Source organism: Marinobacter mobilis (genome assembly GCF_900106945.1).
Taxonomy (GTDB): domain Bacteria; phylum Pseudomonadota; class Gammaproteobacteria; order Pseudomonadales; family Oleiphilaceae; genus Marinobacter; species Marinobacter mobilis.
In genome coordinates, this window is the sequence record NZ_FNNE01000001.1 from 109,961 (window position 1) to 130,249 (window position 20,289).

Consider the following 20,289-nt stretch of genomic DNA (forward strand, 5'->3'; position numbering starts at 1 on the left):
CTATTAGGGAAGTGCAGGTCAGGCGGCCCGGGTGGAGAACCGGTAGCCGGTGCCGCGAACGGTCTGGATCAGGTGATCGTATTTGTCACCCAATGCCTTGCGCAGACGACGGATGTGAACATCCACCGTTCGTTCCTCGACATAGACATTGCCACCCCAGACCTGATCAAGCAACTGTGAACGGGTGTATACCCGTTCCTGATGGGTCATGAAGAATTGCAGCAGACGGTATTCCGTCGGGCCCATACTGAGTGCGCCTTGCACGGTGGTCACCCGGTGCCCAACCGGATCGAGGGTGAGCCCCTCGACTTCAATCGGACTTTCCACACCTGGCGGCGTGGTGCGTCGCAGCACCGCCTTGAGGCGGGCGACCAGTTCGCGAGGGGAAAACGGCTTGGTGATGTAATCATCGGCACCGACTTCCAGGCCCTGGATCTTGTTGTCTTCCTCCACCTTGGCCGTCAGCATGATGATGGGGATTTCAGAGGTGGTTTCCTCTTTTTTCAGCCGCCGTGCCAGTTCGACACCGCTGGTGCCGGGCAGCATCCAGTCGAGCAGGATCAGATCCGGCTGCTGGTCAATGATCAGGGCATGCGCTTCACGGGCATCCGCTGCCTCAAGATAGTTGTAATCTGCCATCTCGAGGGCTACCGCGATCATTTCCCGGATCGGGGCTTCGTCGTCTACGATCAGGACAGTTTTTCCAGACATGGGCATTAACCTGTATCCATCGGATTAATTGTTTCTGCCTCATTACAACGACCGACTGTTACAAGTATATGACAGGGCTTGGCCTGTCGCGCTAATTGCAACAAATCGGCAGGGCACGGTGTCAGAACGCCAGGTCCAGTGCGAGTCCAACAAATACCGCGCAGCCGGCCCAGTTGTTGTTGAGGAATGCCTTGAAACACTGCTCCCGGTCACGATCCCGCGTCAGCAGCTGCTGATAGACAAACAGGGTGGCCATGGCCGCTAGGCCGAGGTAATACAAGGCTCCAAGGTCCGCCTGAATCCCGACCATCACCAGCATCAGGACGACCAGAGCCTGCAGCATGGCAATAATGGCACGGTCGCTGTCGCCAAACAGGATGGCGGTGGATTTCACGCCTATTTTCAGATCGTCGTCCCGGTCTACCATGGCGTAGAAGGTATCGTAGGCCACGGTCCACAGCAGGTTGGCGGTAAACAGCAGCCAGGCCAGCCGGGTCAGCTCCCCGGCTTCGGCCGCCCAGGCCATGGGGATGGCCCAGGAAAAGGCGGCGCCGAGGAACAGTTGCGGCAGGTGGGTGAAGCGTTTCATGAACGGGTAGATAAAGGCCAGCAACACGCCCCCGAACGACAGATACAGCGTCAGGGTATTGGTGAACAGCACCACCATCAGGAATGCCACCAGCACCAGCGCCAGAAACAGTGCTACGGCTTCCACGGCCTTGATCCGCCCCGAGGCCAGCGGCCGCTCTTTGGTTCGTTTGACGTGACCATCCACCTTGCGGTCGGCGAAATCGTTGATTGCACAGCCAGCGGCCCGCATCAGGAACACACCCAGGGTGAAAATGATCAGGTTAGCCAGGCTGGGCAGGCCACCGGCGGCCAGCCACAGTGCCCAATAGGTGGGCCAGAGCAGCAGCAGGCTGCCAATCGGGCGATCCAGGCGCAGCAGGCGGGCGTAATCGGACAAACGGGACTGCAGTGTTGGCGTCGTCATATCCAGGGACATGCCTGCCGGCTCCTTGCTCAGTGTTGCTGGGTAACGTGGGCTGATGATTATAGCCCGTTGCTGCGGCGAAATTTAAGTGCGGCCCAGAGGGTGTGCGGCCAGCAAGGTTGGCAGGAAATACTCTCCGACCAGTAAGGAGCCCTCGGGGCTGTTGAAGCATGAGCGCCGTGCCACGTCGGGCTGGCTGGCATTGCGGGCCTGGCAGAGTCCGGTTTCAAACGGTCCCCGCCGCCATTGCCGGTGGCTGAACAGATAGGCGCCGAGGGGCATGCGTCCGAGGTGGCGTAATCGCCGGCCTTTGCCGTCCAGAGTGGTCCGGGGAATGATCGTACGGGCCAGGACCCAGGGTTCACCGTCGCCACAGAGCCGTACTTCGCGGATCCAGGCAAGCTGGCGCTGGGGAATGTTCAGGGTCAGTGCTTCTTCCCGGGTTGGTCGCAAAAAACCCTCGCGCACCACCTCGACGTGAAAGCTGTGCTGGCAGCACAATTGCAACGCCTTGGTCAGTGAGCCCTCGAGTTGCAGCCAGTAGCGGCTGGCCGGCTTGATGCCGTGAACCTTGAGACTGGCAGCGGCCAGCGAGCGGTGCCAGATGGTCGGCGGAATACAGCTGCGCTCAGAGTCCCTTGACGGCATAAATCCCCGGCGCATTACGCCAGTAGCCCTTGTAATCCATGCCGAAGCCGAACAGGAATCGATCTTCCACTTCCAGCCCGGTGAAGTCTGCCTTCAGGTCGGGGCGGGCCTTGCGATCGTGAAGTTTGTCGACCAGAACCGCGGTCAGCACTTCACGGGCACCTTTGGACTGGCAGTAATCAACGATGGCCGCAAGGGTGTTGCCCTCGTCGAGAATGTCATCGACAACCAGTACGGTGCGGTTCTGCATACTTTCTTCCGGGCGCAGTTTCCACTCCAGAATGCCGCCGGTCGTTTCCTGACGGTAGCGGGTAGCATGCAGGTACTCGGCCTGGACCGGGAACTTCAACTGTGGCAGCAGCTGGCCGGTCAGAATCAGGCCTCCGTTCATCACGCAGAACAGCAGCGGGTTGCTGTCCTTCAGGCGATCGGTGATGGCCTCGGCCATGCGCTGGATAGCGGCGTGAACCTGGGGCTCGGTAACCAGGCAGTCCGCCTCGGCGAGCACCTGGTTCATCTCGGCGACGGTATCGCTCATAGTGGTCTGATCCTGTCGTAAAACGCCGCATTATACCCAAGCGTTCCAGCCGAGGGGAGGCCGAACCCGCTTACAGTGAATGGGTATTTGCCGGTATTGGCAGTTCCGTCGACAAAAGCTTGTCCTGATGGCATTGGTGTACGGGGGTTCGCTGGGTATGATAGGCCTCCAACAATGACAATGCGTCGCTCTGGGTTTGGGAAATTCCAGATATTAATGTAGGATTGTCCGACAAAAATGGCGCCCTGATGATTTTGGAGGTTAGAGCATGAAGAAGTGGCAATGCGTGGTATGTGGTTGGATCTACGACGAAGCCGCTGGCTGGCCGGAAGATGGCATTGAGCCGGGCACCAAGTGGGAAGATATCCCGGATGACTGGGTTTGCCCGGACTGTGGTGTGGGTAAAGAAGATTTTGAAATGATTGAGATCGGCTAAGCCGACAGGTTTGAGCTAGTGGAGCAGAGTGAATGAGTGCAGAAGCCCCCATTGTAATCGTAGGCACCGGACTGTCAGGGTTCTCCCTGGCCCGGGAAATCCGCAAGCAGGATAAGGAAGTCGCTATCCTGATGATCACGGCCGACGACGGCTTCAGCTATTCCAAGCCGATGCTTTCCACGGGCTTCACCAAGGGGAAGGAGGCGGACGAACTGGCTCAGGCCACCGCAGCCGCCATGGTGGAGCAGCTCAACATTGATCTGCGGGTTCATACCACTGTGACCGGTATCGACGCTGCCGCCCACCAGCTGTGCATTGGCGACGAGCGTCTGAGCTACAGCAAGCTGGTGCTGGCCTGGGGCGCCGATGTTATCCGTCTGCCGATTGAAGGTTCGGGCCAGGAGCATGTGTTCTCCATCAATGATCTGATGGACTACCGGGCGTTTCGCAAGGCGGCGGTTGGGAAGACGCGGATCGCGCTCATGGGTGCCGGTCTGATCGGCTGTGAGTTTGCCAACGATCTGCGTAACGGTGGCTATGAGGTCGATGTCATCGCGCCGTCGGATACCGTGATGCCAGGCCTGCTGCCGCAGCCAGCGGCTGATGCGGTGAAGGACGCTCTGGCGGAGTTCGGGGTGAACTTTCATCTGGAAACCGTGGTGGACCGTATCGAGCAGGCCGGTGACGGTGTCAGTCTGACGCTGGCCAACGGTGAGGTCATTGCTGCAGACCTGGTGGTATCGGCTGTCGGGCTTCGCCCGCGTATCAGCCTGGCCGCCGAGTCGGGGCTGGATGTGAACCGGGGCATTGTGGTGAATCGGGCGCTGGAAACTTCAGTGGCGGATGTCTACGCCATGGGTGACTGTGCCGAGGTGGATGGCCATGTGCTGTTGTATGTATTGCCGTTGATGGCCTGTTCCCGGGCTTTGGCCAAGACCTTGCTGGGTACCCGCACCGAGGTCGCCTATGGCACCATGCCGGTGATGGTGAAAACCCCCTGTTGCCCGACCGCTGTCTGCCCGCCGCCCCAAGGTGCCGAGGGCGACTGGCAGGTGGAACAGGATGGCTACAACGTACGAGCCCTGTTCAAGGGGCCGGATGACCAGGTACTTGGCTTCGCGCTCACCGGTGACTACGCCGTTGAAAAGCAGGCGCTGGCAAAAGAAGTACCGCCGATTCACAACTGAGTCGCTGTCACCCAGACTGCAGTGTGTGTTGAAAAGGAGCATTCCGGTCAGTCCGGGTGCTCCTTTTTCACATTGCCAACACGGCAGCATCTGAGGTAGAAAAGATGCTTAGGGAGCTAATAAGCTGCTCTGGATGATCGCCAGGGTTGCGATTCCGTATTCTGAACCTCTCTGATCTGAACTACAGGAGCGAGCATGCTGGAAGTTACCAGAAAGCTGGTAGAGTTGCTGGACCTGTCGCCAACCGGTGACGACCATTTTCAGGGCGACAGTGAAGACTTGGGTTTCCCGAATGTGTTTGGCGGGCAGGTGCTGGGGCAAGCTCTGATGGCTGCCAGTCGCACTGTAGAGGATCGCCTGGCGCATTCTCTGCACGCCTATTTCCTGCGTCCGGGTAACCACAGTTTGCCCATAGATTATGAGGTGCAGCGGGTTCGCGATGGCGGTTCTTTTTCGGTTCGCCGGGTGATTGCCCGTCAGGACGGTAAGGAAATCCTGACCGCAGCGGTGTCGTTCCAGGTGGCCGAGGAAGGTTTCGAGCACCAGATGGATATGCCGTCCGCCGAGGGCTATGAGGGCTTGCCGTCGGAATCCGATTACGTCGAAAAACTGCTGCCCCATGTGCCCGATGCGATGAAATCAAAGCTGGCCCGTAATCGCCCGGTGGAGATTCGTCCGATTGATCCTGTTAATCCGCTCAAGCCGGAGAAGAAAGCCCCGACCAAGCAAAGCTGGCTGCGGGTTCAGGGTGAGCTGCCGAATGATCCGATCCTGCATCGCTGCCTGCTGGCCTATGCGTCGGACTTTACCTTCCTGGGCACGTCCCTGAATCCCCACGGCGTTACTTTCATGAGTCGGAACATGCAGGTCGCGAGTCTGGATCACGCGATCTGGTTCCACCGTGAATTCCGTATCGATGACTGGCTGCTTTACGACAAGGACAGCCCCAGCGCGGCCGGTGGCCGGGGCTTCAACCGTGGAAACTTCTTCAACCGAGATGGGGTGCTGGTGGCGTCTACCACCCAGGAGGCGCTGATCCGCAAGCGCAGCTAATGCTTGTGGCGTGTTCCGGGGTAGGTGCTAGCCAATCTGGCGGGCGGCCCCGGACACCCGATTATCCAGCCAGTTCTGAAGCTCCCGCAGGGGCAGTGGCGGGGTTAGCAGGTAGCCCTGAATCATGTCGCAGCCCATACTCTTCAGCAACGCCCGCGTGGCTTCATTCTCGACCCCTTCAGCGACCACCTGATAGCCCAGGCTGTGGCACATATCGATGGTGGTCTGCACAATCACCCGATCCTCACTCTCATTCAGCAGATCATGGATCAGCGAACGGTCGATCTTGATCTCCTTGGCCGGTAACTGCTTGATGTACGACAGCGACGAATAACCGGAGCCAAAATCATCAATCGACAACGGAATGCCGGTGGCGTCCAGTGATTGCAGTGCGCGCAGGGAGTTGAGCGGATCCAGCATCATCGAGGTCTCGGTGACTTCGAGGATGATCTGGCCGCGGTGACGGGGGTGAGCCGCCATCAGTCGCTGCACATACAGCGGAAATTCGGGTTCCCGCAGATTGTTGGGGGAGATGTTGACCGACACGCCAATGGGATAGCCCCGCTCGATCAATGCGTTGCGCACCACCAGCGACTGTTCCAGCACCCAGCGGGTCAGGGGCTTGATCAGGCCGGTCTGTTCGGCGATCACCACCAGCTCATCGGCCGGGATCGGCACTTTTCGTCCGGGCCAGCGGATGAGCGCTTCCACGCCGATGATTTCATCGGATTTCAGGCACAGCTTGGGCTGAAGGTAAAGCGCCAGTTCGTTGTCACGCAGTGCCTGGCGGAACTCGGAAACCAGGGTCAGGCGGTCGGCGCTGTAGGAGTCCCTGGACGGCTGGTAATAGGCCAGGCTGCGGTCACGGGCTTCGTCTGACTCCTGGGCGATGTAGGCGCGTCGAATCAGGGCATTGGTGTCCTGGGCGTGGTCCGGGTAGATCGATACGCCGGTCTGTGGATCCAGCGGTAGCTGCATGCCCAGGTAGTCGATGGGTTCACCGAGCTGCTCCAGCGCCAGCACAATGCTGCGAGGGGCAGCGGCAATGACATCCGCATCGACGATAAAGCCGAGCGCCGCCGGTTCCAGCGAGGCCAGGTGGAACGAGCGCTGATCGGTCACCTCGATCGGGCGTACCCCGGGCAGTTCGCTGATGATGCTGTTGAAACGGCTGGCAGCGAGTTCCAGCAGGCGGTCGGTATTGCGGTGCCCGAGGGTCTTCGTAATGGCCTGCAGGTTGGTGAGGTAGATGATACCGATGGCGTGCCGCTTCTTGGGCTCGCGATTGATCAGGTCGTTGATCACCATCTCGAAACTGGTGCGATTGGGCAGGCCGGTGAGCGGGCTGTGCAGGGCCTGATCCATCATCCGCAGCTCGGCTTTACGACGTGCGGCCATGGCATTGAGTTCAGCCTCCCGCGCCAGCATCTTGCCCGCCCGTTCCTGGTACAGGCGCGCTGCCAGGGCAATCGTTAGCAGGATGGCTTCCAGGGCGGAGCCAATCTCCATGCCATAGGTGGTGACGAAGTTGGTGGGAATCCAGCCATATTTATTGGTAGCGGTAATGGCACTGCCGATGGTCAGCAAACCCCAGGCAATGGTGTAGAACATGGCCTGTGGAACCCCGCGCATCCACAGCACGGGGCCGGTGAAGGTCATGAGCAGGCAGCCGGGAATGGCCAGCGCCACGGACAGCCGTATCGAGGTGTTGTAGTCGAGTACAAAGGTGCCGGCGATGGCGGCCAGATTGAGGGCGATAAACAGCCGTACTACCAGGTCAATGCGGGGGGCATTATCCCGTAGCCTGAGGAAGGAGCGCCCGAACAGCAGGGTCAGCAGCATGGCCGATGGTATCGCCAGCAGTACCGACTGGTTGTGAAGCACCGGATTGTCTGGCCACAGAATCTGGAAGGTCACACCACGCAGGGCTGCGAGCAGGAACAGGTAGCTGAAGGTCGAGAGCACATACAGCAGGTAGGTGAGTTCCCGCAGCGCCAGAAAAATGAACACATTGAAGAAAATGACCGTGATCAGCACGCCGTAGTAGAGGCTGTGCAGCTGATCTTCCACCGCAATGGCGTCAAACAGCTCGTTTTGTGCCCAGATACGGATGGGCACCTGCAGCGAGCCATGACTGTCGACCCTGAGCACAATCTCATAGTGCTTGCCGCTCTCGGTTTGGAACGGGATCAGGAACGTGGGGTGATTCAGCGGGCGGTGTTCAAAAGGCAGGCTGTCGCCAACCCGGGTCTGGTCACGGATCTCGCCATCTTTCAGCAGGAAAAACTCAACCGAGTCGAGCAGGGGGTAGCTGATGTCGAGAATCTGGCGATCCGGCTGGCTGGGCACATCCATGCGGAACCAGAAGGCATTATTGACGTAACCAAAGTTGGGGCTGGATTCCGGCAATGTTTGCCAGCCGCTGCGGGCCAGAGCCTCATGGATCGTCTCTTCTTCAGCGGACTGCAGGTAGCTGATCTTCGGTGGAAGCCAGCTCGAACTGCCGGGTTCGCTGTGAACCTGAAAGGCCAACAGGCTCAAGGTCACCGCCAGGGTGATCAGTAATGCAATTGGGCGCACGGTTATCCGGTCTTGTTGTGGTTGTTCTGGTCCTGCGGGGGGAGAATGTATGCGCACTCCCCGGTCCCTGCCATTATTGTCATAGTATCGGCAAGCCAGGGTCCAGTATGGCGCCTGCTGCGAAACGGCTCAAGGACAAAATGCCGCTGAGAGGATCCCGGGGATGTCGACGGGCCGGGGCCGTGAGCGGCTTACAGCGACGTCAGCCAGTCGCGAACCCAGGGCAGAGCCACTTCTTCCGGGTCAGTGGTTTCGAGGGCGTCAATACGCAGGGTGTCGCCGACCTTACGGGCACAGGTTTCGAACAATGCTTCTTCGAGCAATTCGCCGGCGCCGCAGAACGTATCTCCGTAGGAACTGTCGCCCAGCACGATCACGCCGAAAGGGCGTCCCGGTTGTTGCGGCAGTTGCTCACGCAACTCGAGGTAGAACGGCAGCAGGTTAGGCGGGACTTCACCCTGACCGGTGGTGGAGGTGCACACCAACAGGGCGTCGCTGTTGCCGGTGACGTCTCCGAGGGTGGGTTTTTCCAGTACGGTGATGTCATGACCTTCCGCTTCCAGGTCTTTTTTCAGGGCGCGTGCGGTCATCAGGGCGCCGCCATAGACGGTGCCGACCAGAATCCGGATTGAAGCCATGTCTTATCTACTGTGTTTGAAACGGGAACGCCATGGTACCGGCGTTGCGGGTGGGGCTCAAGATGGTCGAGGGCTATCCTGGTGGCTGGTCGTCGCCCGGCTTTTTACCCTCGGGGCAATCTGGTTACGGCCATTTTCCTTGGCGCTGTATAGCTGGACATCCACCTGCTTGAGCAGGTGGTTTACCGAGTCGGACTGGGTAATTGAGCTAACCCCGGCACTGATGGTGACCGGGAGCACCTGATCGCGGAAGCGGAATTCGGTATCGGCCACTTTCTGGCGCAGTCGTTCTGCCAACGTCAGTGCCTGCAGCAACGAGGTGTCCGGCAGCAACAACAGGAATTCTTCTCCACCCCAGCGGGCGCCGAGATCGGTCTGGCGGACAATGTCCCGCACCAGGTCGGCAAACTGCTTAAGTGAAGCATCCCCGGCATCGTGGCCATAGTCATCGTTGATCCGCTTGAACCAGTCCAGATCAATCAGCGCCACGGAAAAGTGGTGTCCGGAACGCTGGTAGCGGGAATACTCTTCCAGCAGGCGCTGGTGCATGGCCCGCCGGTTGGGCAGGCCGGTGAGTTCGTCGGTGCGGGCCGCCTGTTCGTGGCTGCGGGCCAGCTCAAGCAGGCGGCTGCGGGCTTTGAGGCGACTGTATTCCAGGATGAAGCAGAACAGAGATTCAAACAGAACACTGGTGAGAAAGCGGATCTTGAAGTCGGCACTGTATTCGGTGGTCACGAACGGCAGTTGCGGCCACTGGAAGATTACCAACGCCATCGCCAGGCAGGTGGCAAGCATAATGGTGCCCTGGCGCAGGTTGGTGAGATAGAACAGCAGTGGCGGAAAGGCGTAGAACCACAGCGGGCCGGTGTTACTCTCGCCGCCGGAGGCGAACAGGTAGCCGAACAGCACAATAACGATGGCCAGCAGGCCGACCATATGCAGTTCATGTTTTTTCAGGAAAAGGTAGACCGTGCCGTTAATCGCGATCAGGGCGGCAAAGGTCCACAGCATCACCGCATGGCCACCGTGGCCGGACAGCCACGATTTTGTGCCGATACCCAGCAGTAGCATCAGCGCGATGACCGCCAGCCATCGCGTCAGCTGCAGGCTGCGACGGAAATCTTCGTCCTCGGCGGAATACTGGGCCGGCGGCCGTGCTTGGGTCATGTACCCTCTGTTTTTATAGTTATTGACAGTAAAGTTCCAAATTATGCGCCAAAATTCCAAGGGTTAACAGGCGCTGGTGGGCATATCTCCGATTTTGGGAAGGTTGCTCAAGAGGTCAGTATGGTCGACGAAAACCCGGCTACGATTTCATTTTAATGACAAAGAATTTATAGTGCGCCACTGAATTCTGTCTTCCAACGAATGGTTCTCTCCATGGCTGCTTCTAACGGATTCTTCGATAACCTGCTCACCAGCTCGGCCACCGAACGCTACCGAATAGGCATCAGTCTTATTTTCCTGCTTGCCGTGTGGTTGTTTGTCGGTCATTCCGCGAGCGGTATCCCTAATGGCATGCTGCTGATGGCGGCTGCGGTGATTGGCGGCTATATGGCGATTAACATCGGCGCCAACGATGTCGCCAACAATGTTGGCCCCGCCGTTGGCTCCGGGGCGATCTCCCTGGGGGCTGCGGTCCTGCTGGCGGCCGTGTTTGAAGCCGCCGGTGCCCTGATTGCCGGGGGTGATGTGGTCTCGACCATCAAGGGTGGCATCATTTCACCAGAGCGTCTGAGTCAGCCGGAGAGTTTTGTCTGGCTGATGACGGCGGCTTTGCTGGCTGGAGCCCTGTGGCTGAACCTGGCGACCTGGATGGGAGCGCCGGTGTCGACCACTCATTCCATCGTCGGCGGGGTTCTTGGTGCCGGTATTGCTGCCGGCGGCTGGGGCATCGCGAACTGGGCGGTGATGGCCAAGATCGTTGCCAGCTGGGTGATCTCGCCGGCCCTGGGAGGGCTGCTGGCGGCGCTGTTTCTGTTCCTGATCAAGAAGGCCGTACTCTATAAGGCAGACGTAATCCCGGCGGCGCGCCGATTCGTGCCCTGGCTGGTCGCGGTGATGGCCTGGGCTTTCGGGACTTACCTGATGGTCAAGGGTGTCAAGAAAATCATCAAGGTCGACTTCTTGGTTGCGTCCCTGGTCGGGCTGGCGCTGGCGGTCATTACCCTGCTGGTGATGCGTGCTCTGGTGGCCCGTCGCGCGGCGACGATGGAGAACAGCCCCAGTGGCGTAAATACCCTGTTTACCTGGCCCCTGATCTTTGCCGCGGCCCTGCTCAGCTTTGCCCATGGGGCGAACGACGTGGCCAACGCCATTGGCCCGCTGGCGGCGATAAACGATGCCATCACCGCCGGTGGTGTGGTGACTTCCGCCGCTATCCCTTTGTGGGTGATGATGGTCGGCGCGTTGGGGTTGGCGCTGGGGCTGATGCTGTTTGGTCCGCGCCTGATCCGTACTGTCGGCAGTGAAATTACCGAGCTCGACAAGACCCGCGCCTTCTGTATCGCTTTGTCAGCGGCGTTGACGGTGATTATTGCCTCCCAGCTCGGGCTGCCGGTCAGCTCAACCCATATCGCCATTGGCGGGGTGTTCGGGGTTGGCTTCCTGCGTGAATATCTGAAAACCAACTACGCGTCCCAGCTGCACTCGATCATGGAAAACCATGACGAGAAAGAACGGGCCCGGTTGCAGCCCTTCCTGGATGATTTCCGCAGCGCGTCAGTGGAAGAAATGGAACGGTTGCTGCAGAAGGCCCGCAAGAACAAGCGCGAATTGCCGCTGTCCAAGCCGGAGCGCAAGCGCCTGAAAAAAATCTACCGCCAGGAGCTGGTCAAACGCTCCCACCTTGCCAAGATTGTGGCCGCGTGGGTGATTACGGTTCCGGCCTCTGCCTCCATGGCCGCGCTGCTGTTCTTTACCCTGCGCGGACTGATGGTCTGATGCTGTTGCATGGAAGGCCGTGGTAGGCAATTATCGTACTGATGAGTGCGGGCTGAGGGCCCGCACGGTGCCATTCTTCCCAGGAGTAGCCAATGAGCACAGCAGCTGAGAGTCGCCAGTCCAGAACCATTGAGGAACTGCGCGGGTTTATCCGAAAAGTCCTGAGTGATCCGACGGTTGCGGTAAAGTCCGTCGAGATTGCCCGAAAGTACCGGGGCCAGCCTGGCGCCGATGAGCTGATCGCTCAGGAGATCAGTGCCAGCACCACCGTTCGTATTCCGGAAAACTGGAGTGAAGCGGACCGCATGTTCATCCAGATTCTCCACGAAGTATTGGATGACGAGGCAGCCCTGTACTAAGAGGGCGGTTTCAACCTTCCGGGCCGGAGTTCTTCCGGCTCAGGCCTGCCTGCTTTCCGCCCCGGTGGCTGTCAGTACGGCTTCAGTGAGCTGTCTGAGGATGGTCATTTCATCGCTGAGCCCGCTATCGGTCGCGAGCTCTTCCTGTTCGTTCAGAATGTCGGTCAGAATATCTTCTGTGGTCAGCGGGTTGGCCAGCACCACCCGGAACACCAGGCAGGGGAAGTGGTGATAGCAGGCAGGTTCCAGTCGGGTGCGGGAGACAAACGCCTTGCCGCGCTCACGCTGGGTCTTCTGAATGAACTTGGTGATCCTGTTCAGGCTGGTGTTGATGCGCTCACTCTGCAGCGGATCGGCCAGCGTCAGGGCATGCTGGGCATCGGCCGGGGCGTAACGGTAGGTGAGGATGTTCAGTTCCGGCGCGGTGACCAGTTCGAAGTCCGGTCGTTGTTCAATCATGTCGGCAAAGCGGCGGGCCTTTTCGATACCCTGGTCGATGAGGATCTCATAGCCTTCCCGCGCCAGGATTTTCAACCCGGAATGAATCAGCATCGACATGCCCGGGCGTGAGCCTTCCAGAGTGGTGCTGCCCAGATCCCGGGAGCCCTGACGGATGATGTACTGGGCGTGGTGCTCCACGGCACTGGCCAGGGCAGGGTCACGGAACACCACCAGACCGGCTCCCATAGGTACATACAGCTGCTTGTGGGCGTCGAAAGTGACGGAGTCGGCCTGTTCGATGCCTCTGAGCAGGTGGTTATGCCGGCGAGAGAACAGGGTCGGTCCGCCCCAGGCTGCATCGACATGGAAATGGGCCCCGAACTCCCGGGCGATGTCGGCTATGGCATCCAGAGGGTCGACATTGCCGGTTTCAGTGGTACCGGCGATACCGCAGATCGCCATGACCTTGATCTTCTGCTTCTGCAATTCCAGGCATTTGTCCCGCAGGGCGTCAGGCTGGATGCGGTTGTTGTCGTCGGTATCCACGGCAACCAGGGATTCCCGGCCCAGCCCCAGGACATCGGCAGCTTTACGCAGGGAATAGTGGCCACGGCGGGAGACCAAAATGGCGGCGCCTTCGTGGCCGTAGTAGCGCAGAGCCCGAAACAGGCCTTCCTGATGAATGCCGCGGAAGCTGCCTTCCGCCGGGAATGCGCGGTTGCGGGCCACCCACAGGGCGGTCAGATTGGCAACGGTGCCGCCGGAACACATAGCGCCGAGGGCATGGCGCGGGTCGTGCATCCATTTGCGGTAATAGGAGTCGTCCTCGTTATAGACCAGCCGGTGAATCATGCCGAGCACCTGGCGCTCCATGGGCGTAAAGGCCTTGGACGTCTCGGTTTTGACCAGGTTCTGGTTGAGGGCGATCATGATCTTGGACAGCGGCAGCATGAAATACGGCAGGGCCGACGTCATGTGGCCGATAAAGCTGGGAGAAGCGGTGTGAACCGAATTGGCCACCAGCTTGTCGAGCAGGAACTGGGTCTGTTCCGAGACGAAAATGGGTTTCTCGGGAATGACCGGGTCGGAAAAGTCCTTTTCGACTTCGCTGAGGTCACGCTCGACGGCGACGATGTGTTCCTGGAGGAAGCCGGCCAGATTGCGGGAAATGTTCTGGTCAATCCGGCTCAGGGTGGATTCCGGTGCCTCAGGCACGGTAAAGACACGGTACATGGCCTCCAGGGAGGCGTGAGCGGATTTCTTGTTACCAGTCATAGCGCCACGGTCTCAGTCTTGGTCCGCTGGCCACAGGCCTTTGCGGCGGATAACCCAGGGCACTTTGTCCCCATCAGTCTGTCATGGCAGTCTGGCACCCTTCCGTATGGCGGCCTTGCTGCCGGTCTCCGGCGTCCTTTTAAGGGAGCGTAGTATACGGCGTCACCTCTGCCCTGACCACAGCGGCTATAGTCTTAAGATGCCGCAATCGCCGCGGGCCTGCGGGTAAACACGCTGAACCCCCTAGAACAGTTCCCTCTGGATCTCGAGGATTGGGGCGTCCACACGCTCGGCAATCGCTTTTTCCACCTGATCCAGGCGTTGATTGATCAGCTGCGAAGACGTGCCCAGGGCGGCAATGGTCCAGGTGGCGCAATCCAGGGCATCGTGGTCGGCGGTTTCGGCAACGGCCAGGTCACTTTCCTTGCCCCAGATGGCCTTCAGCGCGCTGAAGGCACGTCGCTTGGCTTTGAGATCGTCACAGCCGTAAAGCTGGAAGTGCAAGGTCATCACGCCCAGGTGGGGCGTGATGGCGGTCGTTTGCGGTTGGCCGGCTTGCAGCAGGCGGCGCAGTTGGTCTGACATGGCGTTTGGCTCTGAAGACGCGAGGGCTGGTCCGTGTCCGGCCCTCGCCGGAAACATCCGTTCAGTCTACTACAGGCGTGGCGCGATCGATAATAGCCCGGGCATCGACGCCCCGCGGCAGGTTGCCAATGTTCAGGCCGCCCTGGCTCTGGAGGCGGGATGCGCAGAAGGCGTCGGCCACTGCGGTGGTGGAGTGCTGTAGCAGTACCGAGGCCTGCAGTGACAGCGCCAGGCGATCCACCAGGTTGCGGGCGCGGAACTGGATGTCCTCAGGGTTGCCAAACTCATCCTTCAGATCGCTGACAAAACGGTCGTAACGGGCGTCGGCACCGCGGGCCCGGTCCAGTTCGGCAAAGAACGCCTGCAGGGTGTCCGGTGACTTCTGCAGCGCCCGCAGGGTGTCCAGACACTGGACGTTACCGCTGCCCTCCCAGATAGCGTTCACCGGTGATTCACGGAACAGGCGGGGCATGATGCAGTTTTCCATGACGCCGCTGCCGCCGATGCACTCCATTGATTCATAGGCATGGTTGGGGCTGCGCTTGCAGATCCAGTATTTGCCCACCGGGGTCGCCAGACGAGTCAGCAGACGCTCATGTTCGTCGCTCTGGTTGTCGAGGGCGTGGGCCACTCTCAGGGTCATCGCGAGGGCAGCTTCGCTTTCCAGTGCCAGATCCGCGAGGACGTTTTGCATCAGCGGCTGATCATTGAGGGTGGCACCAAAGGCGCTGCGGTGGCGGCAGTGGTGAAGTGCCTGAGCGGCGGCCTGACGCATGCCGCCGGAGCTGCCGATCATGCAGTCGAAGCGGGTCATGGAGACCATCTCGATGATGGTGGGTACGCCACGGCCCTCTTCCCCGACCATCCAGGCCAGCGCACCGCGAAGCTCGGCTTCACTGGACGCGTTGGCCACATTCCCCATCTTGTTCTTCAGACGCTGGATCTGCCAGGGGTTCTTGCTGCCGTCCGGTCGCCAGCGCGGCATCAGGAAACAGGACAGGCCGCCGGGTGCGTGGGCCAGTACCAGAAAGGCGTCGCACATCGGTGCCGATACAAACCATTTGTGACCGACCAGCTCATAGGTCTGACCGGGGCCGCCCTGTCCCAGCGGGTAAGCTCGGGTAGTGTTGGCGCGAACATCGCTGCCACCCTGTTTTTCCGTCATCGCCATGCCAATGGTGACCGACTGCTTTTCGCTGTCGGGGACATTGCGGGGATCATAGCTGTTATTGAGGATCCTGGATTCCCAAAGGGCTTCCAGCTCCGGCTGTTTACGGATGGAGGGGATGGCAGCAAACGTCATGGTAATCGGGCAGCCGTGGGCGGCTTCGACCTGGGATTGCAGGTAGTACTTGGCGGCACGGGCGACATGGGTTCCGGCCCCGGGGTTGGTCCAGGGGCTGCTGTGCAGGCCATGGGCCATGGAGATGCGCATAAGCTCGTGGTAGGCGGGGTGGAACTCGACCTCGTCGATACGGTGGCCGTAACGGTCGTGGGTGTTGAAGACGGGCTTGTTCTCGTTGGCCTTGAATCCCAGGTCGATGGTCTCTGCGCGGCCTGTCAATTCGCCGAATTCCACCAGCTCTTGTTGGGCCCAGGCCGCATCCCGCAGGATCAGACCTTCCTGCAGAGCCTTGTCCTGGCTGAACAGGTTGTAGTTTTCCAGGGCCGGTGGTTGATTGGTCACGGTATGAGTGACCGCCAGGTGACGGTCTTCCGGTTCCACGGCGGAGTGATCGGCGTTCATGTTTATCTCCCGGTACCGGTCAGCCCTTGCAGGCAGAAACGTACAATGCTGTTGACCAGTGTGTCAGTGTTTATTGTTTTCGTGGCCTCGCCGTAGCCACCTTGTGCCGGAGACAGCGGGCCAACCAGACTTTCTGCAATGGCGCCAACCAGACAGGTACTGCTGGACCCCGCGTCCTGGGCTGGGATGGAGCCTTCGCTCATGCCCTCTCGGATGGCCTGCTCAAACAGGTCCGCGTAAGCCTTGCGGTATTGCAGTCGCTCGGCCTCCACCACCGGGTCAACCGGTTCGGCAATCAGCGCCCAGGCCATAACCGGCCGGTTCAGTGCCCGCTGGGCGAACCGGGTCAGGGCGAGCTCCAGCCGCTGGATGGCATCGCCCGGCTGGGCCAGCGACTCGGAAACGTTCTGGACCTCGCGCCGGGTGGCGTTGCGGAACACTTCCGCGAACAGCTCCTCCTTCGATGCGAAGTGGCGGTAGATGGTGCCAGTGGCTACTTCCGCCAGACTGGCAACCTGAGTCACCTGAGCGTTGCGGAAGCCGCCCTCCATCACCAGTTGTTGGGCACAGGCCAGAATCCGCTGACGGTTTTCGGCCTTGCGAAGGCGCATTTTTTCGGTTTCACGATAGGCCATGATGCCCCTTTTTGTAGAAGTGAATCATTATTCATTTATTGTGTCAATGATGCCCCCCGCGGATTGTTGCCCTGCTTGCCGGTAATCATTGCTGCTGCCTATTGTAGCGCCGGATGAAGGTGCCTTACCGGGTGAATTGGTGGGTGCGCGGGCCAATGTCATAAATTTGTCATAACGGGACTGTTACCCTTTCGGCGATGGAGTCTGTCCGTTGCGGTCAGGGCGTGTATGATTAGGGGAATTTCAACACGTTGATACGCCAACGACGCCCCAGGAGGATTGAGTGAGTACTCCAACCCGACGTAGTTTTCCGGTCACCCGCCTGCGCAGAAACCGGGCCGATGATTTTTCCCGCCGCCTGGTGCGGGAGAACCGGCTGAGTGTCGATAACCTGATCTATCCGGTGTTTGTTCTGGAAGGCGAAAACCGCCGCGAAGCGGTACCGTCGATGCCGGGAGTCGAGCGCCTGAGTATTGACCTGCTGTTGGAGCAGGCGGCCGAACTGGTGGCGCTGGGCATTCCTGCGCTGGCCCTGTTTCCGGTGATTGCGCCGGAAGACAAGAACCTGTCGGCTAGCGGTGCCTGGGATTCCCGGGGGCTGGTGCAGCGTACCGTTCGTGCCCTCAAACAGGCGCAACCGGAGCTGGGAGTCATTACCGATGTGGCGCTGGACCCGTTCACCAGCCATGGTCAGGATGGCATCATCGACCACGACGGTTATGTAATGAATGACGTTACCGTCGAGGCGCTGGTGAACCAGGCGCTCTCCCACGCCGATGCGGGGGCAGACATCGTGGCGCCTTCGGACATGATGGATGGCCGGGTGGGGGCGATCCGTGAGGCCCTGGAAAATGCCGGCTATGTGAATACCAGGATCATGGCGTATTCCGCCAAATATGCCTCGAGCTATTACGGGCCGTTTCGTGACGCCATCGGCTCTGCGGCGAATCTCGGCAAAAGCGACAAGTCCACCTACCAGATGGACCCGGCCAACGCTGACGAGGCCTTGCACGAGGTTGCGATGGATCTGGCTGAAGGGGCCGACATGGTCATGGTCAAGCCGGGCATGCCCTATCTGGATATTGTTTACCGGGTGAAGCACGAGCTGAAAGTGCCGACCTTCGTTTATCAGGTCAGTGGTGAATATGCGATGCACATGGCCGCGGCCCAGAACGGCTGGCTCGACGGTGACAAGGTGATGATGGAAAGCCTGGTGGCTATGCGTCGGGCCGGAGCCGACGGCATCCTGACCTACTTTGCCGTACGTGCGGCTAAACTTCTGAAACAGATCGACTGAGCACCGGGGTGGCCCGAATTCGCTGGTTGGTCCGGACCCCACTGTTGAGGATCATTCTGCAATGACAATGGATACGGCAAGCGCTGACAAATCGGTCGCCCTGGCAGCGGCTGCGACTGTCGCCGAGGGCGAGGAACAGGTTGTTGATCCGGCGGCCAGCGAAAACTATTTCAACCGCGAGCTGAGCCATCTCCAGTTCAACTACCGGGTGCTGCAGCAGGCGCTGGACCCCAGTCACCCGCTGATCAACCGGCTGATTTTCTGCTGCATTTTCAGCAGCAATATGGATGAGTTCTTTGAAATCCGCGTGGCCGGACTGCGTCAGCAGATGAAGTATGGCCGCGAAAGCATCGGTCCGGACGGCATGTTGCCGACTCAGTTGCTCAATGAAATCAGTCAGGTGGCGCATCAGTACATCAGCGAACAGTACGACATTCTCAATAATGTGCTGATCCCGGAGATGCAAAAGGAAAACGTCAGTTTTGTCCGGCGGCGGGAGTGGACGCCTGCACAGGCGGAGTGGGTACGTACCTACTTCGAGGAAGAGATCCTGCCGGTGGTCAATCCGATTGGTCTGGACCCTTCCCACCCGTTCCCGCGTCTGGTGAACAAGAGCCTCAACTTCATTGTTGAGCTTGATGGCAAGGACGCCTTTGGCCGGGAAACCGGTATGGCTATCGTGCCGGCACCGAAGTCGTTGCCGCGCCTGGTGCGGTTACCGGACGAAGTCTGCGACGGTGGCGACAACCTGGTATTCCTGTCGTCCATGATTCATGCCCACGCCGACGAGCTGTTCCCGGGCATGGAAATCAAGGGCTGCTACCAGTTCCGGCTGACCCGTAACGCCGACCTTGTGCTGGAAGATGACCTTGAGGATCTGGCGTCGGCCCTGCGGGGTGAATTGCTCAGCCGCCGTTTCGGTGACGGAGTCCGGCTGGAGGTGGCGGATAACTGTCCCGATGAGCTGACCCACTTCCTGTTGCGGGAATTTGGGCTCAGCGAGCGTGATCTTTACCAGGTTCATGGCCCGGTCAACCTGACCCGACTGATGGCGGTAGGCAGTCTGGTGGACCGGCCTGAGCTGGAGTATCCCGGCTTTTCACCGGCGGTGCCGAAGAAGATCCGCAACAATGAGGATATCTTTGGGGTTATCCGCCAGAAGCCGGTGTTGCTGCATCATCCCTATGAAAGCTTTACCCCGGTCATCGACTTGCTGCGCCAGGCGGCCAAAGATCCTAACGTGCTGGCCATTCGCCAGACCCTGTACCGGACTGGCAGCAACTCGGAAATCGTCGAGGCGCTGATGGACGCCGCCCGCCGCGGCAAAGAAGTGACCGCGGTGATTGAGTTGCGTGCGCGTTTCGACGAAGCCGAGAACCTGGAGCTGGCCAGCCGACTGCAGGAAGCGGGTGTGGTGGTGGTCTACGGAGTGGTGGGCTTCAAGACCCACGCCAAGATGATCATGATCGTGCGCCGTGAGGAAGGCCGACTCAAGCGCTATGTCCACCTTGGTACCGGCAACTATCACGCCGGTAATGCCCGGCTGTATACCGATTACAGCCTGATGTCCTGTGACGATGCGCTCGGTGACGACGTCAACAAGCTGTTCCAGCAGCTCACCGGTATGGGCAAGGCGCTTAAGATCAAGAAGCTCTACCACGCCCCGTTCACCCTCCACAAGCGGCTGATCGAGATGATTGACCGCGAGGCCGGGTATGGCAAAAAGGGGCGTATCATCTTCAAGATCAATGCCCTGACCGAGCCGGAGGTCATGCTGGCGTTGTACCGGGCATCCCAGGCCGGGGTGCGGGTCGATCTGATTATCCGTGGGATCTGCTGTCTGCGTCCGGGAGTGCCGGGACTGTCAGAAAATATCCACGTGCGCTCCATCATTGGTCGCTTTCTTGAGCACACCCGGGTGTATTGCTTTGGCAACAAGGGCAAGCCTGAGATTTATGGCTCCAGTGCCGACGGCATGGTGCGCAACCTGATTAACCGGGTGGAAGTGGCGTTTCCGGTGGAGGACAAGGATCTGGCGGAGCGGATGATGAGCGATCTCAATGCGTATCTGAGCGATAACTGCCAGAGCTGGGAATTGCAGTCAGACGGCAGCTATATCCAGAACCAGCCCGGGGAAGGGGAAGAGCGCTTTGTGGCACAGCAGGCGCTGCTGGAAGGTCTGACCAACAAATAGCAGGCTAAGCGCAGCCGGCGGGCGCCGG

18 protein-coding genes are annotated in these 20,289 nt (G+C 59.7%); 7 read left to right on the top strand and 11 right to left on the bottom strand.

Annotation, left to right across the window (positions count from 1 at the left end; all coding sequences use genetic code 11):
* Positions 1-18 precede the first annotated feature (18 nt).
* The 4 genes from phoB to BLV11_RS00500 form a co-directional block, all read right to left on the bottom strand.
* A complete protein-coding gene (gene phoB, locus BLV11_RS00485) occupies positions 19-711 on the bottom strand; it encodes a phosphate regulon transcriptional regulator PhoB (RefSeq protein ID WP_091811347.1) in 693 nt (230 codons plus the stop codon).
* 121 nt (positions 712-832) lie between these two features.
* A complete protein-coding gene (gene ubiA, locus BLV11_RS00490; RefSeq protein WP_091810987.1) occupies positions 833-1,717 on the bottom strand; it encodes a 4-hydroxybenzoate octaprenyltransferase in 885 nt (294 codons plus the stop codon).
* 72 nt (positions 1,718-1,789) lie between these two features.
* Complete coding sequence (locus BLV11_RS00495; protein ID WP_091810988.1) at positions 1,790-2,353, bottom strand: chorismate--pyruvate lyase family protein; 564 nt, start codon at positions 2,351-2,353, stop codon at positions 1,790-1,792.
* Positions 2,334-2,891 (bottom strand): hypoxanthine-guanine phosphoribosyltransferase, encoded by a 558-nt coding sequence (locus tag BLV11_RS00500; protein ID WP_091810989.1) that lies wholly within the window; start codon positions 2,889-2,891, stop codon positions 2,334-2,336. Before BLV11_RS00500 ends, BLV11_RS00495 begins: the two co-directional genes overlap by 20 nt.
* Before the next feature lie 268 nt (positions 2,892-3,159).
* Here BLV11_RS00500 and rubA point away from each other — a divergent pair, with 268 nt between their 5' ends.
* From rubA to BLV11_RS00515, 3 genes are all read left to right on the top strand, one after another.
* A complete protein-coding gene (gene rubA / locus BLV11_RS00505) occupies positions 3,160-3,327 on the top strand; it encodes a rubredoxin RubA (protein ID WP_091810990.1) in 168 nt (55 codons plus the stop codon).
* Between the two features lie 32 nt (positions 3,328-3,359).
* Positions 3,360-4,514: an NAD(P)/FAD-dependent oxidoreductase gene (locus BLV11_RS00510; RefSeq protein ID WP_091810991.1), complete on the top strand. Its 1,155-nt coding sequence runs from the start codon at positions 3,360-3,362 to the stop codon at positions 4,512-4,514.
* 195 nt (positions 4,515-4,709) lie between these two features.
* Entirely contained in the window at positions 4,710-5,567 is an 858-nt protein-coding gene (locus BLV11_RS00515; protein ID WP_091810992.1) for an acyl-CoA thioesterase, read from the top strand.
* A gap of 27 nt (positions 5,568-5,594) precedes the next feature.
* On the opposite strand, the gene BLV11_RS00520 is transcribed toward BLV11_RS00515, so the two are convergent.
* The 3 genes from BLV11_RS00520 to BLV11_RS00530 all read right to left on the bottom strand — a co-directional run bounded on the left by BLV11_RS00520 (position 5,595) and on the right by BLV11_RS00530 (position 9,952).
* Positions 5,595-8,147, bottom strand: a complete 2,553-nt coding sequence (locus tag BLV11_RS00520) for an EAL domain-containing protein (RefSeq protein WP_245725867.1) — start codon at positions 8,145-8,147, stop codon at positions 5,595-5,597.
* 191 nt (positions 8,148-8,338) lie between these two features.
* The gene (locus BLV11_RS00525) at positions 8,339-8,785 is read right to left on the bottom strand and encodes a flavodoxin (protein ID WP_091810993.1); all 447 of its coding nucleotides are present in this window, start codon (positions 8,783-8,785) and stop codon (positions 8,339-8,341) included.
* Between the two features lie 57 nt (positions 8,786-8,842).
* Positions 8,843-9,952, bottom strand: a complete 1,110-nt coding sequence (locus BLV11_RS00530) for a GGDEF domain-containing protein (RefSeq protein ID WP_091810994.1) — start codon at positions 9,950-9,952, stop codon at positions 8,843-8,845.
* Positions 9,953-10,165: 213 nt separating this feature from the next.
* Between BLV11_RS00530 and BLV11_RS00535 the strand changes: the two genes are divergently transcribed.
* The gene (locus BLV11_RS00535) at positions 10,166-11,728 is read left to right on the top strand and encodes an inorganic phosphate transporter (protein ID WP_091810995.1); all 1,563 of its coding nucleotides are present in this window, start codon (positions 10,166-10,168) and stop codon (positions 11,726-11,728) included.
* Positions 11,729-11,820: 92 nt separating this feature from the next.
* Complete coding sequence (locus BLV11_RS00540) at positions 11,821-12,087, top strand: hypothetical protein (RefSeq protein ID WP_091810996.1); 267 nt, start codon at positions 11,821-11,823, stop codon at positions 12,085-12,087.
* A gap of 39 nt (positions 12,088-12,126) precedes the next feature.
* Here the strand turns inward: BLV11_RS00540 and panP are convergent, their stop codons facing one another.
* From panP to BLV11_RS00560, 4 genes are all read right to left on the bottom strand, one after another.
* Positions 12,127-13,803, bottom strand: coding sequence for a pyridoxal-dependent aspartate 1-decarboxylase PanP (gene panP / locus BLV11_RS00545; protein WP_091810997.1), 1,677 nt, complete (start codon positions 13,801-13,803; stop codon positions 12,127-12,129).
* 243 nt (positions 13,804-14,046) lie between these two features.
* Positions 14,047-14,388 (bottom strand): DUF503 domain-containing protein, encoded by a 342-nt coding sequence (locus BLV11_RS00550; RefSeq protein ID WP_091810998.1) that lies wholly within the window; start codon positions 14,386-14,388, stop codon positions 14,047-14,049.
* A 61-nt stretch (positions 14,389-14,449) separates the two neighbouring features.
* On the bottom strand, positions 14,450-16,135 hold the full coding sequence (locus BLV11_RS00555; RefSeq protein ID WP_091810999.1) for an acyl-CoA dehydrogenase family protein: 1,686 nt from the start codon (positions 16,133-16,135) through the stop codon (positions 14,450-14,452).
* A 2-nt stretch (positions 16,136-16,137) separates the two neighbouring features.
* Positions 16,138-16,770, bottom strand: a complete 633-nt coding sequence (locus tag BLV11_RS00560; protein WP_091811000.1) for a TetR/AcrR family transcriptional regulator — start codon at positions 16,768-16,770, stop codon at positions 16,138-16,140.
* A gap of 283 nt (positions 16,771-17,053) precedes the next feature.
* Between BLV11_RS00560 and hemB the strand changes: the two genes are divergently transcribed.
* The gene (gene hemB / locus BLV11_RS00565; RefSeq protein WP_091811001.1) at positions 17,054-18,067 is read left to right on the top strand and encodes a porphobilinogen synthase; all 1,014 of its coding nucleotides are present in this window, start codon (positions 17,054-17,056) and stop codon (positions 18,065-18,067) included.
* A 61-nt stretch (positions 18,068-18,128) separates the two neighbouring features.
* Positions 18,129-20,261, top strand: a complete 2,133-nt coding sequence (gene ppk1, locus BLV11_RS00570; RefSeq protein ID WP_091811002.1) for a polyphosphate kinase 1 — start codon at positions 18,129-18,131, stop codon at positions 20,259-20,261.
* Positions 20,262-20,289: the final 28 nt, after the last annotated feature.